The 20879-nt window shown below is 65.8% G+C and carries 18 protein-coding genes; 5 read left to right on the forward strand and 13 right to left on the reverse strand.

Translation table 11 applies throughout. The annotated features are described in order from the left end of the window. The first annotated feature begins 86 nt into the window (after positions 1 to 86). The 4 genes from AC6LJW_RS22995 (at position 87) to AC6LJW_RS23010 (ending at position 4198) form a co-directional block, all read left to right on the forward strand. A complete protein-coding gene (locus tag AC6LJW_RS22995) occupies positions 87 to 1802 on the forward strand; it encodes an acetate--CoA ligase (RefSeq protein WP_056567889.1) in 1716 nt (571 codons plus the stop codon). A 1-nt stretch (position 1803) separates the two neighbouring features. Further along, complete coding sequence (locus AC6LJW_RS23000; RefSeq protein ID WP_056567892.1) at positions 1804 to 2325, forward strand: gamma carbonic anhydrase family protein; 522 nt, start codon at positions 1804 to 1806, stop codon at positions 2323 to 2325. A 96-nt stretch (positions 2326 to 2421) separates the two neighbouring features. Beyond that, the gene (hslO, locus tag AC6LJW_RS23005; RefSeq protein ID WP_056567895.1) at positions 2422 to 3354 is read left to right on the forward strand and encodes an Hsp33 family molecular chaperone HslO; all 933 of its coding nucleotides are present in this window, start codon (positions 2422 to 2424) and stop codon (positions 3352 to 3354) included. A 91-nt stretch (positions 3355 to 3445) separates the two neighbouring features. Beyond that, a complete protein-coding gene (locus AC6LJW_RS23010) occupies positions 3446 to 4198 on the forward strand; it encodes a TadE/TadG family type IV pilus assembly protein (RefSeq protein WP_427985829.1) in 753 nt (250 codons plus the stop codon). A 37-nt stretch (positions 4199 to 4235) separates the two neighbouring features. Here the strand turns inward: AC6LJW_RS23010 and ftsB are convergent, their stop codons facing one another. The 4 genes from ftsB to pyrG all read right to left on the reverse strand — a co-directional run bounded on the left by ftsB (position 4236) and on the right by pyrG (position 8231). Then, entirely contained in the window at positions 4236 to 4733 is a 498-nt protein-coding gene (gene ftsB / locus AC6LJW_RS23015; RefSeq protein ID WP_427985826.1) for a cell division protein FtsB, read from the reverse strand. Positions 4734 to 4799: 66 nt separating this feature from the next. After that, complete coding sequence (gene eno / locus AC6LJW_RS23020; RefSeq protein WP_054429546.1) at positions 4800 to 6086, reverse strand: phosphopyruvate hydratase; 1287 nt, start codon at positions 6084 to 6086, stop codon at positions 4800 to 4802. A 4-nt stretch (positions 6087 to 6090) separates the two neighbouring features. Next, complete coding sequence (locus AC6LJW_RS23025) at positions 6091 to 6375, reverse strand: DUF1330 domain-containing protein (protein WP_056322046.1); 285 nt, start codon at positions 6373 to 6375, stop codon at positions 6091 to 6093. A gap of 203 nt (positions 6376 to 6578) precedes the next feature. After that, positions 6579 to 8231 carry a CTP synthase gene (gene pyrG, locus AC6LJW_RS23030; RefSeq protein WP_056567903.1) on the reverse strand — a complete coding sequence of 551 codons (1653 nt, stop codon included), beginning with the start codon at positions 8229 to 8231 and terminating at the stop codon, positions 6579 to 6581. A gap of 220 nt (positions 8232 to 8451) precedes the next feature. Between pyrG and AC6LJW_RS23035 the strand changes: the two genes are divergently transcribed. Then, complete coding sequence (locus tag AC6LJW_RS23035) at positions 8452 to 9456, forward strand: hypothetical protein (RefSeq protein ID WP_498088339.1); 1005 nt, start codon at positions 8452 to 8454, stop codon at positions 9454 to 9456. A gap of 89 nt (positions 9457 to 9545) precedes the next feature. On the opposite strand, the gene AC6LJW_RS23040 is transcribed toward AC6LJW_RS23035, so the two are convergent. From AC6LJW_RS23040 to AC6LJW_RS23080, 9 genes are all read right to left on the reverse strand, one after another. After that, complete coding sequence (locus tag AC6LJW_RS23040; protein ID WP_498088340.1) at positions 9546 to 11336, reverse strand: aminopeptidase P family protein; 1791 nt, start codon at positions 11334 to 11336, stop codon at positions 9546 to 9548. Between the two features lie 14 nt (positions 11337 to 11350). Further along, positions 11351 to 12184, reverse strand: coding sequence for a M55 family metallopeptidase (locus AC6LJW_RS23045; protein ID WP_427985819.1), 834 nt, complete (start codon positions 12182 to 12184; stop codon positions 11351 to 11353). Positions 12185 to 12203: 19 nt separating this feature from the next. Further along, positions 12204 to 13298 carry a DmpA family aminopeptidase gene (locus AC6LJW_RS23050; RefSeq protein ID WP_056567913.1) on the reverse strand — a complete coding sequence of 365 codons (1095 nt, stop codon included), beginning with the start codon at positions 13296 to 13298 and terminating at the stop codon, positions 12204 to 12206. A 146-nt stretch (positions 13299 to 13444) separates the two neighbouring features. Beyond that, positions 13445 to 14344 (reverse strand): glutathione ABC transporter permease GsiD, encoded by a 900-nt coding sequence (gene gsiD / locus AC6LJW_RS23055; protein WP_056567915.1) that lies wholly within the window; start codon positions 14342 to 14344, stop codon positions 13445 to 13447. A 7-nt stretch (positions 14345 to 14351) separates the two neighbouring features. Continuing rightward, the gene (gene gsiC, locus AC6LJW_RS23060; protein ID WP_056567918.1) at positions 14352 to 15272 is read right to left on the reverse strand and encodes a glutathione ABC transporter permease GsiC; all 921 of its coding nucleotides are present in this window, start codon (positions 15270 to 15272) and stop codon (positions 14352 to 14354) included. A gap of 89 nt (positions 15273 to 15361) precedes the next feature. Beyond that, positions 15362 to 16915: a glutathione ABC transporter substrate-binding protein GsiB gene (gene gsiB / locus AC6LJW_RS23065; RefSeq protein ID WP_056567921.1), complete on the reverse strand. Its 1554-nt coding sequence runs from the start codon at positions 16913 to 16915 to the stop codon at positions 15362 to 15364. A 37-nt stretch (positions 16916 to 16952) separates the two neighbouring features. Beyond that, entirely contained in the window at positions 16953 to 18839 is a 1887-nt protein-coding gene (locus AC6LJW_RS23070) for a dipeptide ABC transporter ATP-binding protein (protein ID WP_056567924.1), read from the reverse strand. A 44-nt stretch (positions 18840 to 18883) separates the two neighbouring features. After that, the gene (locus AC6LJW_RS23075) at positions 18884 to 19864 is read right to left on the reverse strand and encodes an isoaspartyl peptidase/L-asparaginase family protein (protein WP_498088341.1); all 981 of its coding nucleotides are present in this window, start codon (positions 19862 to 19864) and stop codon (positions 18884 to 18886) included. After that, positions 19861 to 20736 carry a MurR/RpiR family transcriptional regulator gene (locus tag AC6LJW_RS23080; RefSeq protein ID WP_056567930.1) on the reverse strand — a complete coding sequence of 292 codons (876 nt, stop codon included), beginning with the start codon at positions 20734 to 20736 and terminating at the stop codon, positions 19861 to 19863. The genes AC6LJW_RS23075 and AC6LJW_RS23080 overlap by 4 nt, the downstream gene beginning before the upstream one ends. Positions 20737 to 20879 lie beyond the last annotated feature (143 nt).

The following is a 20879-nucleotide window of genomic DNA, read 5'->3' on the forward strand; positions in this document are numbered from 1 at the left end:
AGTTCACGCCCCTCTAGGTCATGCTTGCACCTGAGTAACGGGCGATATGACCCGTTCACGCCGCAACATGCTTACAACATAGGGCCATGAACGACCAATATCAGGCGCTCTACCAATCATTCCGCTGGCTGGTGCCCACCCAGTTCAACATCGCGGAAGCGTGCTGCCACCGCTGGGCATCCAGCAGTCCGGATGCGCGGCGCATTGCCATCTACTACGAAGATGAATCCGGCAACCGCGAGGTCTGGACCTTCGCCCGGCTGGCGGAAGCCGCCAATCAACTGGCCAACGGCCTGGTGAAAATGGGCGTGGGCAAGGGCGACCGGGTCGGTGTGGTTTTGGGGCAACGCCCGGAAACCGTGGTTGCCCACATGGCCATCTACAGTGTGGGCGCGGTGGTTCTGCCCCTGTCGGCGCTCTTCGGGCCCGAGGCGCTGCAAAGCCGTCTGTGCGACGCCGAAGCCCGCGTCGCCATCGTCGACCACGCCTCCAGCGCCAATCTGCTGGCTGTCACCGAACACTGTCCTGCCCTTCAGCAGGTCATCGGCATCGGCTTCGCGGACGAGCGCGTGCTGCCGTGGCGCAGCCTGCTGGCCCGCCAACCCAATGATTTCAAGGCCGTGCAGACCCGCTCGTCGGATCCGGCCATTCTGCTTTATACGTCCGGAACCACCGGCGCTCCCAAGGGCGCGCTGCTGCCCCATAGCGTGCTGATCGGCAACCTGCCGGGCTTCGTGGCTTCGCAGGACTGGTTTCCCAAGCCCGCCGACGTGTTCTGGTCGCCCGCCGACTGGGCCTGGACCGGCGGCATGATGGACGCCCTGCTGCCCACGCTGTACTTCGGCCACCCCATCGTCGGCACGCGCGGGCGCTTCTCCGTGGAACGCGCCTTCGAGCTGCTGGAACGCTATCAGGTCACCAATACGTTCCTGTTCCCCACCGCGCTGAAGATGATGATGAAGGCGGTGCCGGAACCCCGCCAGCGCTACCAGCTTGCCCTGCGTTCCATCATGAGCGCGGGCGAAAGCGTGGGCGAGACCGTGTTCGACTGGTGCCAGACGGCGCTGGGCGTCACGCCCAACGAAATGTTCGGCCAGACCGAAATGAATTATGTGGTGGGCAACAGCAACAAGCGCTGGCCCGCCAAGCCCGGCTCCATGGGCCGCCCGTATCCCGGCCACAACGTGGCGGTACTGGACGACGACGGCGCGCCTGTCGCGCCGGGCGCCACGGGCGAGATCGCGGTCAACCGGCTGGACATCCACGGCTTTCCCGACCCCGTGATGTTCCTGGGCTACTGGCGCAACGAGGCCGCCACGCTGGCCAAGTTCAAGGGCGACTGGTGCCTGACCGGCGACCTTGCCACGGTCGATGAGGACGGTTACCTCTGGTACGCCGGCCGCGCCGATGACGTGTTCAAGTCGGCCGGCTACCGGATCGGCCCCGGAGAAATTGAAAGCTGCCTTGTCGGCCACCCGGCCGTGGCCAATGCCGCGGTGGTGCCCAAGCCGGACGCCGAGCGCGGCGCGGTGGTCAAGGCCTTCGTGGTGCTGACGCCGGAATTTGCCCACCGGGACCGTAGCGACATCACCGAAAACCTGCAGGAACACGTGCGCGAGCGCCTGGCGCCGTACGAATACCCGAAGGAAATCGAATACGTGGACGAACTGCCCATGACCACCACGGGCAAGATCCAGCGGCGCATCCTGCGGTTGCGCGAAGAAGAACGCGCGCAGGCCAGCGCGCCCCAGACCGACGTTGGCGCGCCCGTTGCCGCCCCAGCGCCGACAACGGAGACTTAGCATGGCCATCTACCAACTGGGCGACCTGATTCCCCGCATCGACCCGCAGGCCTACGTGGCCGACAGCGCCGACATCATCGGCAACGTCACGCTGGAAGCCGGCGTCAGCATCTGGTCGCACGTGTCGATCCGCGGTGACAACGACCTCATCCTGATCCGCGAAGGCACCAATATCCAGGAATCCAGCGTCCTGCACGTGGACTCGGACTGTCCCATGACCATCGGCCCGAACGTCACCGTCGGCCACCAGGCCATGCTGCACGGCTGTACCATCCACGAAGGCGCCCTGGTGGGCATGCAGGCCATCGTCCTGAACAACGCCGTCATCGGCCGCAACTGCCTGATCGGCGCCGGAGCCATCATCCCCGAAGATCGGGTCATTCCTGACAATTCGCTGGTCATCGGCATCGGCAAGATCGTGCGGGAGCTCTCCGCCGAGGAAATTGCCAACATGCACAAGAACACCGCCCATTACGTGGCGCGCGGCCAACAGTACAAGACGGCCTTGAAGCGTCTGGGCTGACGGCGCGGGCAACGGCGGCCCGCAGCGCCCCGGCAGCCGCCGCAACCCCTCTGACAGCAGGGGGAATACCCCCTTGCGATCGGCTAACATTCCGCTATGACCGATCAGCTCAAAAAATACCTTACCGAAGACCGCAGCGTCCGCGTCCAAGCGGTGCGCCTGTCTGACACCTGGAAGGCCGTGCAGGCCAACCACGACTACCCGCCCGCCATCACCAACCTGCTCGGTGAACTGGTGGCGGCATCCACCCTGCTCGCCGCCAACATCAAGTTCGATGGCTCGCTGGTGCTCCAGATCCAGGGCGACGGCCCCATCGCCCTGCTGGTGGTGGACTGCCGCTCGGATCTCAGCCTGCGCGCCACCGTCAAGATGCGCGAAGGCCACGAGGTGCCCACCACCGGCGACATGCAAAGCCTGTTGAATCCCGGCGGCAATGGACGCTTCATTGTCGTGCTGGACCCGCAGCGCAAGCTGCCCGGCCAGCAGGCCTACCAAGGCATCGTGCCGCTTGAAGGCAATACCGTCGCCGAGGCCCTGCAACACTACATGAAGGCCTCCGAGCAACTCGATACGCGCCTGTGGCTGTCCGCCAACGCCGACCACGCTGCGGGCATGCTGGTCCAGCGCCTGCCGCACCACGGCGGCGGAGAAACGGACCGCGCCCTGACCGAGCAGGTCGCTGCCGAGACCTGGGACCGCATCAACGCCCTGGCCGGCACGCTCAAACGCGACGAAATCCTGGCCACCGACATCGACACGCTGATTCACCGCCTGTTCTGGGAAGAAACGCTTATCGCCTTCGACCCGCAGCCCGTGAGCTGGCACTGTCCGTGCACGCGCGAGCGCGTGGCCAACATGCTGCGCTCGCTGGGCGAAGCCGAAGTCGACAGCATCCTGGAAGAGCGCGGGCAGGTCGACGTGGCCTGCGATTTCTGCGGCAAGCCCTACAAGTTCGACACGGTCGACTGTGCGGCGCTGTTCTCGGCGAGCCAGACGTCGTCCGGAGAAGAACCTCCCACCGTGCATTGATGCGTCCCGGCGGCAAGCCCGCCGGAACGGTTTTGTCACACCGGATTGCCCTCATCGACAGGCGGTCATGGTCGCGCCACACTGCGCAGCCATGACCGCCTTTATTTTTCCTTGCGCCTTCCTGGCCGCCCGCAGGCAGCACGGGGCCGCCGCCCTCGAGTTCGCCGTGGCCGGCGCCATCGTGCTGCTGCTGGGTCTGCTGTGCGTCGACGCCGCGCGGTGGCACGGCGCGCGCCAGATGGCGCATCTGGCGTTGATGGAAGCGGCTCGCGCCGGCGCCACGGGCCACGGCGACCCGGCCCGCCTGCGCGCGGCCTTCCTGCAAGCGCTGCTGCCGCTACATGCGAACGCCAACGGCCCGGCCGGCGCCATTGAACGGCGGGATGGCGCGATGGCAGAACTGAAGAGGTTGACGGGGGCCGCACCCTGGCGCATTGAAGTGCTACGGCCGGATGCCCAGTCGTTCCGCGAGCACGCACGCCCAGGCCTGCTGGTGGCTGCCGCGCCTGGCCTGCGGGCCATCGACAACAGCTACCAGGATCTGCAACATGCCCGCCGCCCGTCACGCCCGGGCGGCCAGGACATATTCCTGGCCAATACGCTCAAGCTAAGGCTGACGTATCTGCACAAACCGCTGCTGCCGCCGTTGCGGGCGCTGCTGATCATGCTGAGTCAGCAGGATGGCACCTACACCGGCCACGCGCTGACCAAGGGCCTGCTGCCCATCGTGGTCGAACTGGAACACGAAATGCACACGCATCCGGTCGACTGGGCTCGCAAGCGGCCATATCCGGAAGGCGTGGTGTATGGGGAATGCCGGCAGTTGCGCTGCGGCCCCGGTTAGGCCAGGACGCTACCAGGTCAAAAAAAACCGCCAGGCATCACTGCCGGGCGGTGGAATTGGAATTGTTGGCGCCGGACGTGGCGGCAGGTCTGGCAGGCGTCGCCGCCGCAGGCCGTGGTGTGGCCGCTGTCGAAGCAGGCCGGGTCGTGGGCGCTGCCGACGCGGGCCGGGCAGCCGGCGCGTTCGCGCGCGCGGGGGTGCCGGCTACGGCTGGCTTGGGCGGCGCTTCGGCGGAAAGCGAGGCGCCGGCGGGAGGCTGGGTATTCTGGGGCAGGATGTGCACGAACACTTCGCCATCCCGCATCATGCCCAGCTCCCCGCGCGCCCGCTCCTCGATGGCGCCGGATCCGCCTTCCAGATCCCGCACTTCGGCCTCAAGGGCGGCATTGCGCGCGCGCAGGCCTTCATTGGTCTCGCGCTGCTCAGCCACCTGGCGTTGCAGATCCCAGACCTTGAACCAGCCGCCCTTACCCAGCCACAGCGGGTATTGGATCAGGCCTAGCAGCACGAACAGCACCAGGAACAACAGGCGCATACGCGGGAACCTCAACTGTCGTGGCGTGGATGCGACCCTGGCAAGACGCCGGGGCCGCGCTTCTTATCAACGCAGGTTGTAGAAAGCTTCCAGGCCGGGGTACGACGCCACTTCAGCCAGCTCTTCTTCGATGCGCAGGAGCTGGTTGTACTTGGCCATGCGATCCGAGCGCGACAGCGAGCCGGTCTTGATCTGCATCGCGTTGGTCGCCACGGCGATGTCGGCGATGGTCGAGTCTTCGGTTTCGCCCGAACGGTGCGACACGACGGCGGTGTAACCGGCGCGCTTGGCCATTTCGATGGCGGCAAACGTTTCGGTCAGCGTGCCGATCTGGTTGATCTTGATGAGGATCGAGTTGGCGACGCCCTTCTGGATGCCTTCACGCAGGATCTTGGTGTTGGTGACGAACAGGTCGTCGCCCACCAGCTGAACCTTCTTGCCGAGCTGGTCGGTCAGGAGCTTCCAGCCTTCCCAGTCGTTTTCGGCCATGCCGTCTTCGATGGAGATGATCGGGTACTTGTCGCACCACGTGGCCAGGAGGTTAGTGAACTCTTGCGAGGACAGCGAGATGCCTCCTTCGCCGGCCAGCGTGTACTTGCCGTCGCGGTAGAACTCGGAGCTGGCGCAGTCCAGGCCCAAGGCGATCTGCGTGCCCGGCTCGTAGCCGGCTTCGGTGATGGCCTTCAGGATGAGCTGGATGGCGGCTTCGTGGCTGGGAACGTTGGGCGCGAAACCGCCCTCGTCGCCCACGGCGGTGGACATGCCCTGGCCGTGGATCAGCTTCTTGAGCATATGGAAGACTTCGGCGCCCCAACGCAGGGCTTCGCGGAAGCTGCCTGCGCCCACCGGCAGGATCATCAGTTCCTGCAGGTCGAGGGTGTTGTTGGCGTGCGCGCCGCCGTTGATGACGTTCATCATCGGGACGGGCATGCTCATGGGGCCGCTGCCGCCGAAATAGCGGTACAGGGACAGGCCCGATTCGTCGGCGGCGGCGCGGGCCACGGCCATGCTGGCTGCCAGGATGGCGTTGGCGCCCAGGCGTTCCTTGGACTCGGTGCCGTCCAGTTCGATCAGGGTGCGATCGACGAACGTCTGTTCCTGGGCGTCCAGGCCCATCAGGGCTTCGGAGATTTCGGTATTGAGGTTTTCAACGGCGCGCAGCACGCCCTTGCCCAGATAACGGCCCTTGTCGCCGTCGCGAAGCTCGATGGCTTCGCGGGCGCCGGTGGATGCGCCCGACGGCACGGCCGCACGGCCCATGGCGCCGGATTCCAGCAGCACATCGCATTCCACGGTGGGGTTGCCGCGCGAATCCAGAATCTCGCGGCCGATGATGTCGACGATTGCACTCATGACTTTACATTCCCTGAACGATAAACATATTCATGACGGCCGCGCCTTCGCGGGCATTGCGGGCACGGCGGTACTGCCAGGAGTCGTAGAACGCCTGCGCCGCAGCCATGGACGGAAATTCCATGACCACGGTGCGGCCGGGTTCACGCCCCTCAAGGTGCTTGGATTCGCCGCCGCGCACCAGGATCTTGGCATCGTACGCGCGCATGGCGAGCGTGGACAGACGCTTGTAGTCCTCGTACTGCGCGGGCTTGGTCACTTTGACGTCGGCGATGAGATAAGCACTCATGGGGTTCCTTCAGAGCAGTTGCGTTGATGGGGGGCTGACGCCGGATACGGCGCCGCCGCCAGTGTCGCGCAAGGCGCACGGGCGACGCATATCCGATGCTAATCGGTTGTATCCGAAAGAAGCGCCGCCGTATAGGGCGGCGCTGGGGAATCGGCCCGCGGCCCCGAGGATCCGCTTACGGAACTCAGGACCGCGGACACGCATCAGGCCTCCTGGCCGCGGCGAGCCTTCTGCTCGATGGCGGCGCGGATGTAGCTGGAGAACAGCGGATGGCCGTCGCGCGGGGTGGACGTGAACTCCGGGTGGAACTGAACGCCGACGAACCACGGGTGGTTGGGCAGTTCCATCATTTCGGGCAGGTTCTCGGTCGGCGTGCGGGCGCTGATCACCATGCCGGATTCTTCCAGGCGCGGCACGTAAACGTTGTTGACCTCGTAGCGATGGCGGTGACGTTCGTTCACTTCGTCGCCGTAGATGGTCTGCGCGCGGGTGCCGGCCTTGATCGGCACGCGTTGCGCGCCCTTGCGCATGGTGCCGCCCAGGTCGGACGAGTTGTCGCGCTTTTCGACCTTGCCTTCGCGGTCCATCCATTCGGTGATGAGTGCAACCACCGGGTGCGGTGCGGACGGGTCGAATTCCGTGCTGTTGGCGCCGCCCAGACCGGCGACGTGACGGGCGAATTCGATGACCGCCAGCTGCATGCCCAGGCAGATGCCCAGGTACGGCACGCCGTTTTCACGGGCGTAGCGGATGGCGGCGATCTTGCCCTCGGTGCCGCGCTTGCCGAAGCCGCCCGGAACCAGGATGGCGTCCAGGTGCTTCAACTGGTCGGTGCCGCGGGTTTCGATGTCTTCCGAGTCGATGTACTCGATGTTGATCTTCGAGCGCGTGTGGATGCCGGCGTGAACCAGGGCTTCCGTCAGCGACTTGTACGACTCGGTCAGGTCGACGTACTTGCCGACCATGCCGATGGTGAGCTGGTGCTCGGGATGTTCCAGCGCCTCGACCAGGTTGTCCCACATGGACAGATCGGCCGGCGGCGGGGTCAGGCCCAGGGCTTCGCAGACGATGTTGTCCACGCCTTGCTTGTGCAGCATGGCGGGAATCTTGTAGATGGAGTCGGCGTCCCAGACGGAAATGACCGCGTCCAGGGGCACGTTCGAGAACATCGAGATCTTGGCGCGCTCGTCGTCCGGAATGCGGCGGTCGGCGCGGCACAGCAGTGCGTTCGGGTAGATGCCGATTTCGCGCAGCTTCTGCACCGAGTGCTGCGTGGGCTTGGTCTTCAGTTCGCCGGCGGAGGCGATGAAGGGCACGAGCGTCAGGTGCACGAAGGCCGCGTTGTTGCGGCCCATGCGCAGGCTCATCTGGCGGGCGGCCTCGAGGAACGGCAGCGACTCGATGTCGCCGACCGTGCCGCCGATTTCGACGATGGCAACGTCGGTGTTGCCATTCCAGCCGGCTTCGGCGCCACGGGCGATGAAGTCCTGGATTTCATTCGTGATGTGGGGAATCACCTGGACAGTCTTGCCCAGATAGTCGCCACGGCGCTCCTTGCGCAGCACGGATTCGTAAATCTGTCCGGTGGTGAAGTTGTTCACCTTGTGCATGCGAGCTGAAATGAAGCGCTCGTAGTGGCCCAGGTCCAGGTCGGTTTCGGCGCCGTCTTCAGTGACGAACACTTCACCGTGCTGGAAGGGGCTCATCGTGCCCGGATCGACGTTGATGTAGGGGTCGAGCTTCAGCATGGTGACCTGCAAACCACGCGACTCGAGGATGGCAGCAAGCGACGCAGCGGCGATGCCCTTGCCCAGGGAAGACACCACACCGCCGGTGACAAATACGTATTTGGTCATCGTAATGAGCACCCGGGACGAGCGGGCGCGTGCGGGAAATTTGGATTATAGCCGGGCGGCGCGACTTGTTTGGGTTTTCCCCTAGCACCGTGCGGGTAACAATTGGCTGCACTCGGCAAGGACCTTGCATGAGCCCTGCGGGGCGGCCGTGCTATGGTCGCTCCCTATTTTTGAACCGCTGCCCTCACGGCTGCGCCCTCCGTCCTTTGCCCTCGCGCCGATGACCGACTCTTCCCGTCCCGCCTATTCCCTCGCCTGGCGCATCGCTGTCGCCGCCGTTCTGCTGCGGCTGGCCTATACCGTGCTGGTGCAGGCCTACACGTTGATGACGCCGTTGCCTTACGGCGATCAGATCCGCGCAAGCTACATGCAGCCGCCGGTGCTGGCCCCGCTGCTGGCCACCCTGGCGTCGACCCTGCTGGTCGTGGGCCTGACCGCCTGGTGCACGACGCGCCACTGGCTCGCCCGGCACGATGCCGCGACCGTGAATCAGCCCGGCAGGATGCTGGCTACGTTCCTGGCCCTGCAGGCGCTCTACACGCTGTGCCTGTCCAGCGGCGTAGGCATTGCGCAGAACGTGCTCATGATTGGCACGCTCAAGGGCGGCTCCTGGCTTGAGGAAGCGTTCGGCCTGGGCATCGTGGGCCGGTCAATCGCCATCAACGTGATGATCCGCGCCGTCACGATCGTGCTGGAGGTCATCGGCATCTGGCTGGCGCTGCGCATTGCCGCATGGACGGCAGGGCCCGCCGGCCCCGGCGCCGGCGCCGGCGTCACGCTGACGCGGCGGCATGTGGCATGGATCTGCGGCCTGACCGTCCTGATCTGGCAGACCAGCGTCTCCATCATGCTCGGCGGCTTTTTGCAGATGCAGACGCTGGAAGCGGGATGGGCCGAGTACGCGCTGGGCTATTGGGTGTTGCCCATCGTGCTGCTGGCGCTGGTCACGCTCGTGTGCCTGAAGGTGCTGCCCCGCCCGTTTGAACGTCCCGGCATCGGCCGCGCCGTCGCGCTGGGCAGCCTTGCGTTCTGGTTCGCCCAGGTGTTGGGCCTCTGCTTGGGGTTCGTCGTCCTCAAGTCCATGACCTGGGACCAGTTGGCATGGGCCGCCCAATCGCCGGCGGCCGCCGCCTTGGTGCTGCTGGCCTACGGCGCGTTGCTGTCGCTGGGTTGCCTCGTGGCCGCGCGCATGCTCCACCGCAATCAAGGCGAGTCCGCACAATAGCCCCCAGCGGCGCGCCATGAAAAAAAGGCCACGGCGTCATGCGCCGTGGCCTTTTGCATTGCGCCGGCGCCGCCGGCAATGCCGCTATGTCAGATCGCCGCGCAACGCAGCGTCAGCCACGCCAGCGCCTCGCCCTCAACCAGCGGCGACAGTCGCTCGAACACCGTCTTGTGATAGTCGTTCAACCAGTCGATCTCGTCCTCGCGCATCAGCGAGGGCTCGATGCAGCGCGTGTCGATCGGGCACATCGTCAGCGTCTCGAAGCAGAGGAATTCACCCAGTTCCGAGGTCAGCCAGCTGCGGTTGGCGACCAGGTTCTCAATACGCACACCCCAGCGGCCCGGGCGGTAGATGCCCGGCTCGTTCGACGTGATCATGCCCGGTTCCATGGCCGTGTGCGGGCCCGGCATCGCGCGGTACGAGATGACCTGCGGGCCTTCGTGCACGTTCAGGAAATAGCCCACGCCGTGACCCGTACCGTGGCCGTATTCCGCGCCGCCTTCCCAGATGGGTGCGCGCGCGATGGCGTCCAGCATGGGCGACGGCGTGCCGCGCGGGAACGACGCGCGCGACAGCGCGATCATGCCCTTGAGCACCAGCGTGAAATCGACCTTCTGGTCCGCGCTGGGCGTGCCCACCGCAACCACGCGCGTGATGTCGGTGGTGCCGCCCCGGTACTGGCCGCCCGAGTCGATGAGCAGCAGGCCGTCGCCTTCGATCGTGGCGTGCGATTCGGGCGTGGCGCGGTAATGCGGCATGGCGCCATTGGCATTGAAGCCGGCAATGGTGGCGAAGCTGGGGCAGACGTAGGCGGGACGGCGCGCGCGGGCGGCCGTGATCTGCTCGTCGATGGTCAGCTCGGTGATGGTTTCCTTGCCCAGCGCGCCTTCGAACCAGGCGAAGAATTCGCACAGCGCGGCGCCGTCCTGCGCCATCGCCTGGCGTACGTTGGCAAGCTCCGCGTCGGTCTTGCGCGACTTGAGCAGCGTGGACGGGTTGATGGCTTCCACGCGCGGCACGGCGGGGTCCATGACATGGAACACGCCGCAGGTGACGCGGGCCGGATCGATCAGCAGCTTCTGGTCCTGTTCCAGCGAGGCCAGCGCGTCCGCCGCCTGGGCATAGTCCGCCACTTCGACGCCGTCGGCGGCCAGGATGGCGCGCAGGGCGTCATCGATCTTTCCGCCGGCAACGAAGAGCGTGGCGTGGTCCAGACCCAGCAGCGCGTGCGCGACGAAGACCGGGTTGTAATCCACGTCCGCGCCACGCAGGTTGAACAGCCAGGCGATGTCGTCGAGCGTCGAAATGAAATGCACATCGGCGCCGTGCTTGCGCATGGCGTCGCGCACCTGGGCCAGTTTGTCGGCACGGGTCACGCAGGCTTCGGGCGCCACGTGTTCGTAGATTCTGGCGTCCGGCAGGCCCGCGCGATCGGTCCAGACCGCGTCCAGCAGGTCTTCGCGGATTTCCAGCACGGCGCCGGACGTGGCCGCGGCGGCGGACAAGGCGCGGAAGGCGCCCAGGCCCAGCACCTGTCCATCGACCCCGATGACGTCGCCCGCGCCGGTATTGGCGGCCAGCCAGTCGACGTGCCCCGGCGTCGTGGCCAGCGCGATCTTCATCAACTGCACGCCGGTGCCGGCAAGCTGCGCTTCGGCCTGCACCCAGTAACGGCTATCCACCCACAGGCCGGCGAAGTCCGCCGTCACCACCAGCGTGCCCACCGAGCCCGTAAAGCCCGACAGCCAGCGCCGCCCCTGCCAGCGGGACGGCAGGTATTCGGACAGGTGCGGGTCCGAGGAAGGAACGACATAGGCGGTCAGACCGCGGCGGCTCATGGCCTGCCGCAATTGGGCAATACGGGCGTCGGTGCTAGACATGAGAGATGGGATCCTTAGCGCAACATGAAAGACATGGCGCCCAGGCTGTTCAGCGTACGGATGGCGGACTGCATGCTATCCGTGGTGAATCGCAAGGTGACGCCGTCCACGCGTTCGAGCGTGGGCCACATGCAGAACAGGTCGGCCAGCGCCGCGCTCTGCGTCTGCAACCGGCATTCTATAGGCGCGGGAATGACGAAAGGAACGGCTTTCTTGTCGCCGCCCCGTTTGTAATTGCGCACGGCGGTTTCGGCGGCCGCGGCAATCGCGCGGCGCGACGCGGCGGGCGACAGGGTGACGCCACTGCCCTGCCCGTGCGCGACCTTGGTCTGCACCCACTCGGCGCCGGGGAAGGTGTCGCGGGTTTCCTCGATGAACACGTCGTCGCCGGTGCCCAGGATAACGGGCACGCCCAATTCACCGGCCAGCGCGCCGTACAGGCCCGCTTCGCCCAGTTCCATGCCGTTGATGACGACGCGCGCGAACGCGAAGCTGTTGATCGTGTGGGCCAGAATGCCGCGCCCTTGCGAGCGCGAGTGGTAGCCGATCATGAAGACGGCGTCGCACGCCTCTTCCAGCCCGCCCATCATGCCCAGGTAACGCGGCTTGCCCAGCACCAGGCGGGCGCGCTCGTCCAGGCCGTCGGGCAGCAGGTTGCGAAAGCCCCCGTGCGAATCGTTGACCAGAATTTCTTCAGCGCCGCCCGCGATGGCGCCCTGCACGGCCGCGTTGGCCTCGGCCGTCATCCAGGCGCGGGCGCGCTCGTATTCGCCGTTGCCGGCGCGGACCTGCTCGGGGTGAAAGACGCCGGCGACGCCTTCGATATCGGTGGAAATCAGGATCTTCATGAGTGGGCCTTCAGGATATTCAGAATTCGGTATCGGACAGCCACTGGCGCCAGTCGGGCGCGGCGTGGCGGATGGAATCGCGGTGATGGCCGTCGCGTCCGGTCACGCCCTCGGCGTGCCACAGCGCGGCGATGATGGCCTGTTCGCAGGCTTCGGCGGCGGCCTCGAACAGCGGATCGATGCGGGCCTCGTGCAGCATCGCGATCGCGGGCATGGCCGATTCGGCCAGTTGCGGAATCGTGTATGCCGTGGAAAACGCCAGCGCAATGTCGCCGCTGCCGTGGCCAAACACCGAGCCGGTGCGCGCCAGCCCCGCGCCGGCGCGCAGCGACAGACGGCGCAACTGGCGCGAATCCAGCGGCGCATCGGTGGCCACCAGCAGGATGATCGAGCCCTTCTCGGGCGCGATCACGGCGTTCTCGCCTTGCTGCGCCAGCCCTTGGTCGAGCTGGCTCGCCAGGCGGCGGCCGAACGGCCTGCCCGCCACCGTCAGGTTGGGCAGGCGGCCGAAATTCGACAGCACCAGCGCCCCCACGGTGTACTGCGGTCCGTCCTTGATCTGCACGACGCGCGAGGCCGAGCCGATGCCGCCCTTGAACGAGAAACTGGACATGCCCCGGCCGGCGCCCACGGCGCCCTGCGCGAACTGCTTGCCCGCGGCGGCCAGCGCCTCGCCGTAATGCGATTCCTGAACCGCCATCGCCTGGATGTCGTTCAGGTAGCCGTCGTTGCACTCGAAGACCAGCGGGTTCACGGTGGCCATGCCGCGGCCGATGCCGGGGTTGGCCGCGACCGCCGCGCGTATCTGCGCATTGGCCACGGTGCCCACCCCGAACGTGTTGGTCAGTCCGATCGGCGTCTCCAGCACGCCCAGTTCCTGCACCTGAACCAGGCCCGTGCTCTTGCCGAAGCCGTTCAGCACGGTGGCAGCGGCCGGCGTCTTGTCCAGAAAGAGATCGCCGCCGTGCGGGCGCACGACCGTCACGCCGGTCTGCAGCGGACCCTCGGCCAGCGTGCAATGGCCGACGGTGACGTCGCCCACGTCGCAGATCGAGTCCAGCGGCCCCGGCGGCAGCACGCCGATACGGGGAATGTCCAGCGCTTGTTTGTCCATGTTCGTCTACGTGTCGCCACGCTCCAGAATGCAAAACGCCGCCACCCTGGGTCCGGGACACGCGCTGGCAAGCGCGTGGCGGACGGAGGCGGCGGCGGAAAAATCGCCCTCCACGCCGGCCCTCCCAAGAAGGCCCGGCGGCAGGTTTACTTGCGGTCGATCTTGGGATCGAGCGCGTCGCGCAGGCCGTCGCCCAGCAGGTTGAACGCCAGCACCGTCAGGAAGATCGCCAGCGCCGGGAAGATCGCGACGTGCGGTGCGATAACCATGTCGGCGCGCGCTTCGTTCAGCATCGCGCCCCACTCCGGCGTGGGAGGCGATGCGCCCATGCCCAGGAACGACAGGCTGGCCGCGGTGATGATCGAGGTGCCGATCCGCATCGTGCCGTACACCACGATCGGCGAGATCGTGCCGGGCAGGATGTGGCGCATGATGATCGTCCAGTCGGACGCCCCCACGCTCTTGACGGCTTCGACGTAGGTCATCTGCTTGATCGACAGCGTGTTGCCGCGCACCAGGCGGGCAAACGCGGGCACGCTGAACACGGCGACGGCCACGATCACGTTGACCATGCTGGATCCCAGGATGGCAACCACGCCGATGGCCAGCAGCATGCCGGGGAAGGCCAGCAGCACGTCGGAGATGCGCATCGTGATGCGTTCCCACCAGCCTTCGTAGTAGCCGGCCATCAGGCCCATGAACGTGCCGACGATGGCGCCCATGGCGACCGACAGGAAGCCGGCGGCCAGCGAGATGCGCGCGCCCATGATGATGCGGCTGAAGATGTCGCGGCCCAGCGAATCCACGCCCAGCCAGTGCGTCAGCGACGGGCTGGCATTCAGCGCGTCGTAGTCGAAGAAGTTCTCCGGGTCGTACGGCACGATCCACGGCGCGAAGACCGCAACGATGACCAGCAGCAGGACGAAGAGGCCCGCGCCGACGGCAAGCTTCTGCTTCTTGAACTTGCGCCAGAACTCGGTGGCGGGCGTGCGCACGTCGTTCTTGGGGACGGCGGCGATGGTCGCGGCGGGTGTCGTATTGCTCATGGCCGCCTCACTTGTAACGGATGCTGGGATTGATGACGCCATACAGCACGTCGACAATCAGGTTGATCAGGATGAATTCCAGCGAGAACAGCAGCACGAGACCCTGGATCACCGGATAGTCGCGCTGGGTCACGGCGTCCACCAGCAGGCGGCCGAGGCCGGGCCAGTTGAACACGGTCTCGACCACGATCGAGCCGCCCAGGAGGAACCCGAACTGCAGGCCCATCATGGTCACGACGGGAATCAGCGCGTTGCGAAGCGCGTGCTTGATGATCACGCGGCGCTCGGACAAGCCCTTGGCGCGGGCGGTGCGCACGAAGTCTTCCTGCACGACTTCCACAAACGAGGCCCGCGTGAAACGCGCCATCACGGCGGCCACGGCGGCGCCCAGCGTGATGGAAGGAAGAATGTAGTGTTGCCAGGTCGACGCGCCCACGGTGGGGAGCCAGCCCAGGTTCACCGAGAAAATCTGCATCAGCATCATGCCCAGCGCAAACGCGGGGAACGAGATGCCGGACACCGCCAGCGTCATGCCAAGACGGTCGGGCCAGCGATTGCGCCATACGGCCGACACGATGCCGATGATCATGCCGAAGCCGACTGACCACACCATGCTCGCAAGGGTGAGCCACAGGGTGGGCATGAAGCGCTCGGCGATTTCGGTCGAGACGGGGCGCTTGGTGCGCAGCGAGGTCCCGAGGTCGCCCTGCAGCATGTGGCTGAAGTAGCGCACGAACTGCTGCGGCAGGGGCAGATCCAGCCCAAGTTCCTTGCGCACGAGCTCGACGGTTTGCTGGTCGGCCTCGGGGCCAGCGGCCAGCCGCGCCGGGTCGCCCGGAAGCATGTGCACAAACAGGAACACGACCACCGCTACCAGCAGCAGCGTGGGGATCATGCCCAAAAGACGTTTGACGATGTAGGTCAGCATTGAAATTCCTGCAACATCGGCGGGGACACCGCGTCCCCGCCGTATGTGGCCTTACAAGGGCCCGAAGGCCCCGAGAGTTACTGCTTGGTTTACTGCTTCAGGTCGATGTCGCCGAACCAGAACGAGGTGTCCGGTTCCACGTACACGCCCGACAGGTTCTTCGACTTGACGTACAGGTTGTTCTGGGTCACCAAGAAGGCCCACGGGGCGTCCTTCCAGATGGTTTCCTGAACGTTCTTGTAGATCTCGGTCTTCTTCTCGCGGTCCGTCGTGGCCAGCGCTTGCTGGACGCCTTCGTCAACCGTCTTGTTCGAGTAGTACGACACGTTGTTCAGCACCGGCGGGAACGCGGCGGTGGTCAGCAGCGGACGCAGGCCCCAGTCGGCTTCACCGGTCGAGGACGACCAGCCGGCGTAGTACATGCGGACCTTGGCGTCTTCAGGCTTTTGCACCTGTTGGACGCGCTGCACGCGCTGGCCGGATTCCAGAACTTCGACGGAAACCTTGATGCCGACCTGGGCGAGCTGCTGCTGCAGGAACTGAACGACCTTCACCGAGGTGCCGTCGTTATAGGCGGACCACAGCGTGCTTTCGAAGCCGTTGGGGTAGCCGGCTTCGGCCAGCAGGGCCTTGGCCTTCTTGATGTCGTAGGGCCATGCGCCGATCTTGTGCGCATAGTCCACGCCTTGCGGCACGACGCCGTCGATGACGGTGGCGTAGCCCGAGAACGCGACCTTGGCCAGGGCGTCCTTGTTGATGGCGTAGTTGATGGCTTCACGCACCTTGACGTTGTCGAACGGCTTTTGCTGCGTGTTCATCGACAGGTAGCGGGCCATGATCGAGTTCTTGTGATCGACCACGTCCAGCTTTTCGTTCTTCTTCAGCACGGCGGCCTGCTCGAACGGCACCGGGAAGGCGAAGTGCGCTTCACCCGTCTGCACCACGGCGGCGCGGGTGTTGTTGTCGGTGACGGTGCGGAAGGTCAGCGTGTCGACCTTCGGGTAGCCCTTCTTCCAGTAACCGTCGAACTTCTTGACCTTCAGGTATTCAGCCGGCTTCCATTCGACGAATTCGAACGGGCCCGTGCCGACCGGGTGAAAGCCGATTTCCTTGCCGTACTTGGCCAGGGCAGCGGGCGAGATCATCATGGCGGCCGGGTGGGCCAGCGCGTTGATGAAGGCCGAGAACGGCTTCTTCAGCGTGATCTTGACGGTCATCGGATCGACCACTTCGGTCTTCTCGATGACGCTGAACTGGATGTAGCGCGACAGGCGGTTGTCCGGGTTGGCCGGACGATCGAAGTTGATCTTGACCGCTTCGGCGTTGAAGTCGGTGCCGTCGTGGAACTTCACGCCGGGACGCAGCTTGAACGTGTAGACCAGGCCGTCTTCGCTGACCGTGTAGTCGGTCGCCAGGACCTTCTGCACCTTCAGGTCCTTGTCGAACTCGAACAGGCCTTCGTAGTAGGCCTTGCCAGCCGCCTGGTTCAGCGTGCTGTTGGTGTTGTAGGGATCAAGCGTTTCCAGCGCGATGGAAACGGCGAACGTCACGTCCTTGGCGGCATGGGCCATCGGCGCGGCGAGCACGCCGAAGGCCAGCGCGGCAGCGGCCATCAGCTTGGTGGGGCGCAGAACTTTCATCATTGCAACTCCTGGTTCCAAAAAAAGGTCAACTACTGAGTCAATACGCGCCGCCGACGGGATGGCGGGCTACAAAATGATCCGTACCGACCTGCACCAGCGGCTGCACCACCGGTTCGTCGTTCAGTTTGCGGATCGGGCTGGGGATTTCATCGGACAGCAAGGTGCGCTTCAGGTGACGGCGCGCCGGATCGGCGATCGGCACGGCCGACATCAGCTTCTTGGTGTAGGGATGCTGGGGATTCTCGAAGATCGCGCGGCGCGGACCGATCTCGACGATCTGGCCCAGGTACATCACCGCCACGCGGTGGCTGACGCGTTCGACCACGGCCATGTCGTGCGAGATGAACAGGAACGAAATGCCCATGTCGCGCTGCAGGTCGATCAGCAGGTTCACGATCTGCGCCTGGATCGACACGTCCAGGGCCGACACGGATTCGTCCGCGATCACGACCTTCGGGTTCAGGGCCAGGGCGCGCGCAATGCAGATGCGCTGGCGCTGGCCGCCCGAGAATTCGTGCGGGTAGCGCTGCGCCATTTCCGGCGGCAGGCCCACGCGCTCGAGCAGTTCGGCAACGCGGCGCTCGGCATCCTTGCCCTTGGCCACGCCGTGCACGAGCAGCGGCTCCATGATCGAGAAGCCCACGGTCACGCGCGGATCCAGCGATGCAAACGGGTCCTGGAACACGAACTGAATGTCGCGGCGCAGGGATTGCAGTTCGGTGTTCTTCAGACGCACGATGTCGCGGCCGCCAAAGCGGATCTCGCCGCCCTGGCTTTCGACCAGGCGCAGCAGCGAGCGGCCGGTCGTGGACTTGCCGCAGCCGGATTCGCCGACCAGCGACAGGGTCTCGCCGGGGAACAGGTCGAAGCTGACCTTTTCCACGGCGTGCACACGGCGCTGCACGCGGCTCAGGATGCCGCCGCGCAGGTCAAAACGCGTCACCAGGTTGCGCACGCTCAGGATGGGTTCGCGCTTGGCGTTGGGCACTTCCTGCGTGCTGACGGCGCCGGGTTCGGCCACGGGCTGGGCCTGGCCTTCGACCTGCAGCAGCGGGAAGCGCGCGGGCAGGTCCGTGCCCTGCATGGCGCCCAGCTTCGGCACCGCCGACAGCAGCGCCTTCGTGTAGCTGTGCCGGGGCGCGGCGAACACCTGGTCCGACGGGCCTTCCTCGACCTTGTCGCCGCGGAACATGACCAGCACGCGGTCGGCCACTTCGGCCACCACGCCCATGTCGTGGGTGATGAACACCACGCCCATGTGCATCTCTTCCTGAAGCTGGCGGATGAGTTGCAGGATCTGCGCCTGGATGGTCACGTCCAGTGCGGTGGTCGGCTCGTCGGCGATCAGCAGCGCCGGCTTGCAGGCCAGCGCCATGGCGATCATGACGCGCTGGCGCATGCCGCCCGACAGTTGATGCGGGTAGCGGTCCAGCACCGATTTGGCTTCGGGAATGCGGACCTGTTCCAGCATGCGCAGCGCTTCGGCGCGCGCCGAGGCGCTGTCCATGCCCTGGTGCTCGCGGATCGATTCGGCGATCTGATCGCCGGCCGTGAACACCGGGTTCAAGGAGGTCATCGGCTCCTGGAAAATCATTGCCATGTCGGCGCCGCGCACGTCGCGCATGACGCGCTGGCTGGAATTGGCCAGGTCGATCACGGAACCGTTGCGGCGGCGCAGGGCCATGCGACCCTGGGCGATGCGCCCGCCGCCATGTTCCACCAGACGCATCAGCGCCAGCGACGTCACCGATTTGCCCGAACCCGATTCACCCACGATGGCCAGGGTCTCGCCCCGGTCCACATGGAACGACAGGTTGCGCACGGCTTCGACCGTCCGCTCGGAACCCACGAAGCGCACCGTCAGGTCGTCGACCTGGACCACGCGGTTATCCGGCAGCGCCAGGCTGTTTGCGCGATCAACCATCTCTTCTCATTCCCAAAATAAATACTGATCCAAACCGCCGCCGCTCATCGGTAGATGGCGGTTACCGGCTTCTCGCCAACGCGGGCGTAACCCCGGTACATGCCTTCCGTGTTGAACGGCAAGGCCACATTGCCCTGGGCGTCGACGGCCACCAGGCCGCCCTTGCCGCCGATGGTGGGCAGTTTTTCCATCACGACGCGGTCCGCCGCTGCTTCCAGCGAGGCGCCGCAGTATTCCATCTGGGCCGCCACGTCGTACGCGGCAACCATGCGGATGAACATTTCGCCCGTGCCCGTGGTGGACACGGCGCAGGTCTTGTTGCTGGCATAGGTGCCGGCGCCGATCAGGGGCGCATCGCCCACGCGGCCGACCTGCTTGTTGGTGATGCCGCCAGTGGAGGTGGCGGCGGCCAGATTGCCCTGCGCATCGACAGCCACGGCGCCCACAGTGCCGAACTTCGTGTCGGCGTCCAGCGGGTCGGCGGGCGCGGGCTGGCCGCGCGCGACCATGGCCTGGCCGTCGTGATCCAGCACGGCGGCGTCCGGCGTCTCGCGCTGCACGCGCAGCAGTTGCTCGCGGCGGGCTTCGGTCGAAAAGTACGACGGGTCGACAAGCTCCAGCCCTTCCTGGGTGGCGAACGCTTCCGCGCCCTCGCCCACGAAGAACACGTGCTTGCTGTTTTCCATGACCTTGCGCGCGGCAAAGATCGGGTTGCGCACGCGGTTCACGTTGGCGATGGCGCCCGAACGCAGCGTGGCGCCGTCCATGATGGCGGCGTCCAGCTCATGGGTGCCGGCGCTGGTGAACACGGCGCCGTGGCCGGCGTTGAACAGCGGGCAATCCTCGAGCAGGCGCACGGCCTCGGTGACGGCGTCCAGGGCGCTGCCGCCCTTGGCCAGCACGGCTTGGCCGGCGGTCAGGATGGACTCCAGGGCCGCCAGGTATTCCTGTTCTTTCTCGGGAGACATGGCCGCGCGGGACATCGCGCCGGCGCCGCCGTGAATGGCAATCACGGGCTGAATCATCGTTTACCTACTCCATGTATGAGCCACGGCATGACGGACTGGGTCACCCCAGCGGCGGCCGCGACGGAATTTTTGGCGCGATAGGCCACCGCCGCGGACAGGGCTTCGATGAGCCCGAGCGCGGCGGTTTCAGAATTGGGAATGAGCTGGCGCGCCGAGAACGCATACAGCACGACGGATGCCGTGGGCGCCAGCGGCGACGTGGGCTTGTCCGTCAGCACCAGCACCGGCACGCCGGCCTGCTTGGCCGCGCCGGCCAGCGTCACGGTGTCGGCGAGATAACGCGGAAAGCCGATGGCGATCACCAGGTCTTTGCTGGTCATGCGCGACATCTGCCGCGCCGCGTGCGATACGCCCCCGGGACCGGCCAGCGATTCGACCGAATGCAGATGCATGCACAGGCCGCGCTGCAGGAGGCCCGCGAGGAACCCGCTGGCGCCGAAACCGATGATGAAGACGCGTTCGGCGGCCAGGATCGTGTCGACCGCCTTTTCACAGGCGTCCGAATCCAGGGCCTGCAGGTTGCGCTGCGCGTTGCGGATGTCTTCTTCGAGCGTCGCGGCGAAGATCTGGACGGCGCTGGCGGAATGCGCCAGTTCAGTGCGCAGCTTTTCGACGGGTTCCAGCGCGGCTTCGAAACCCCGGGCCAGTTCGGCGCGGAACTGCGGGTAGCCCGGCAGATCCAGGGCGCGCGCAAAGCGGTTGGCCGTGGCGACCGACACGCCCACCGCCGCGGCGAACTCGTCGATGGTCATGGTGGCGGCGCGGAACTGGTGCGCCAGCACGTACTCGGCCATCTTGTGCTGGGTCCGGCTCAGCGCGGGCTGGGCCCGGGCGATCCGATCAGCGATCGTAATGGCGGACTTGGTCATCGAACAGCGTGGTGGAATTCAGACGGCGGGTTTATGTAAATCTGTTTACACACAAATTTTAGTTAAGAAAATAGATTTTCATACTAAGGGTATACCCGTGAATAGATGTAACAGTCCGGATCTAAAATCGGGGCCGGGTTGCG

The organism is Achromobacter sp. 1012554356 (assembly GCF_059760815.1).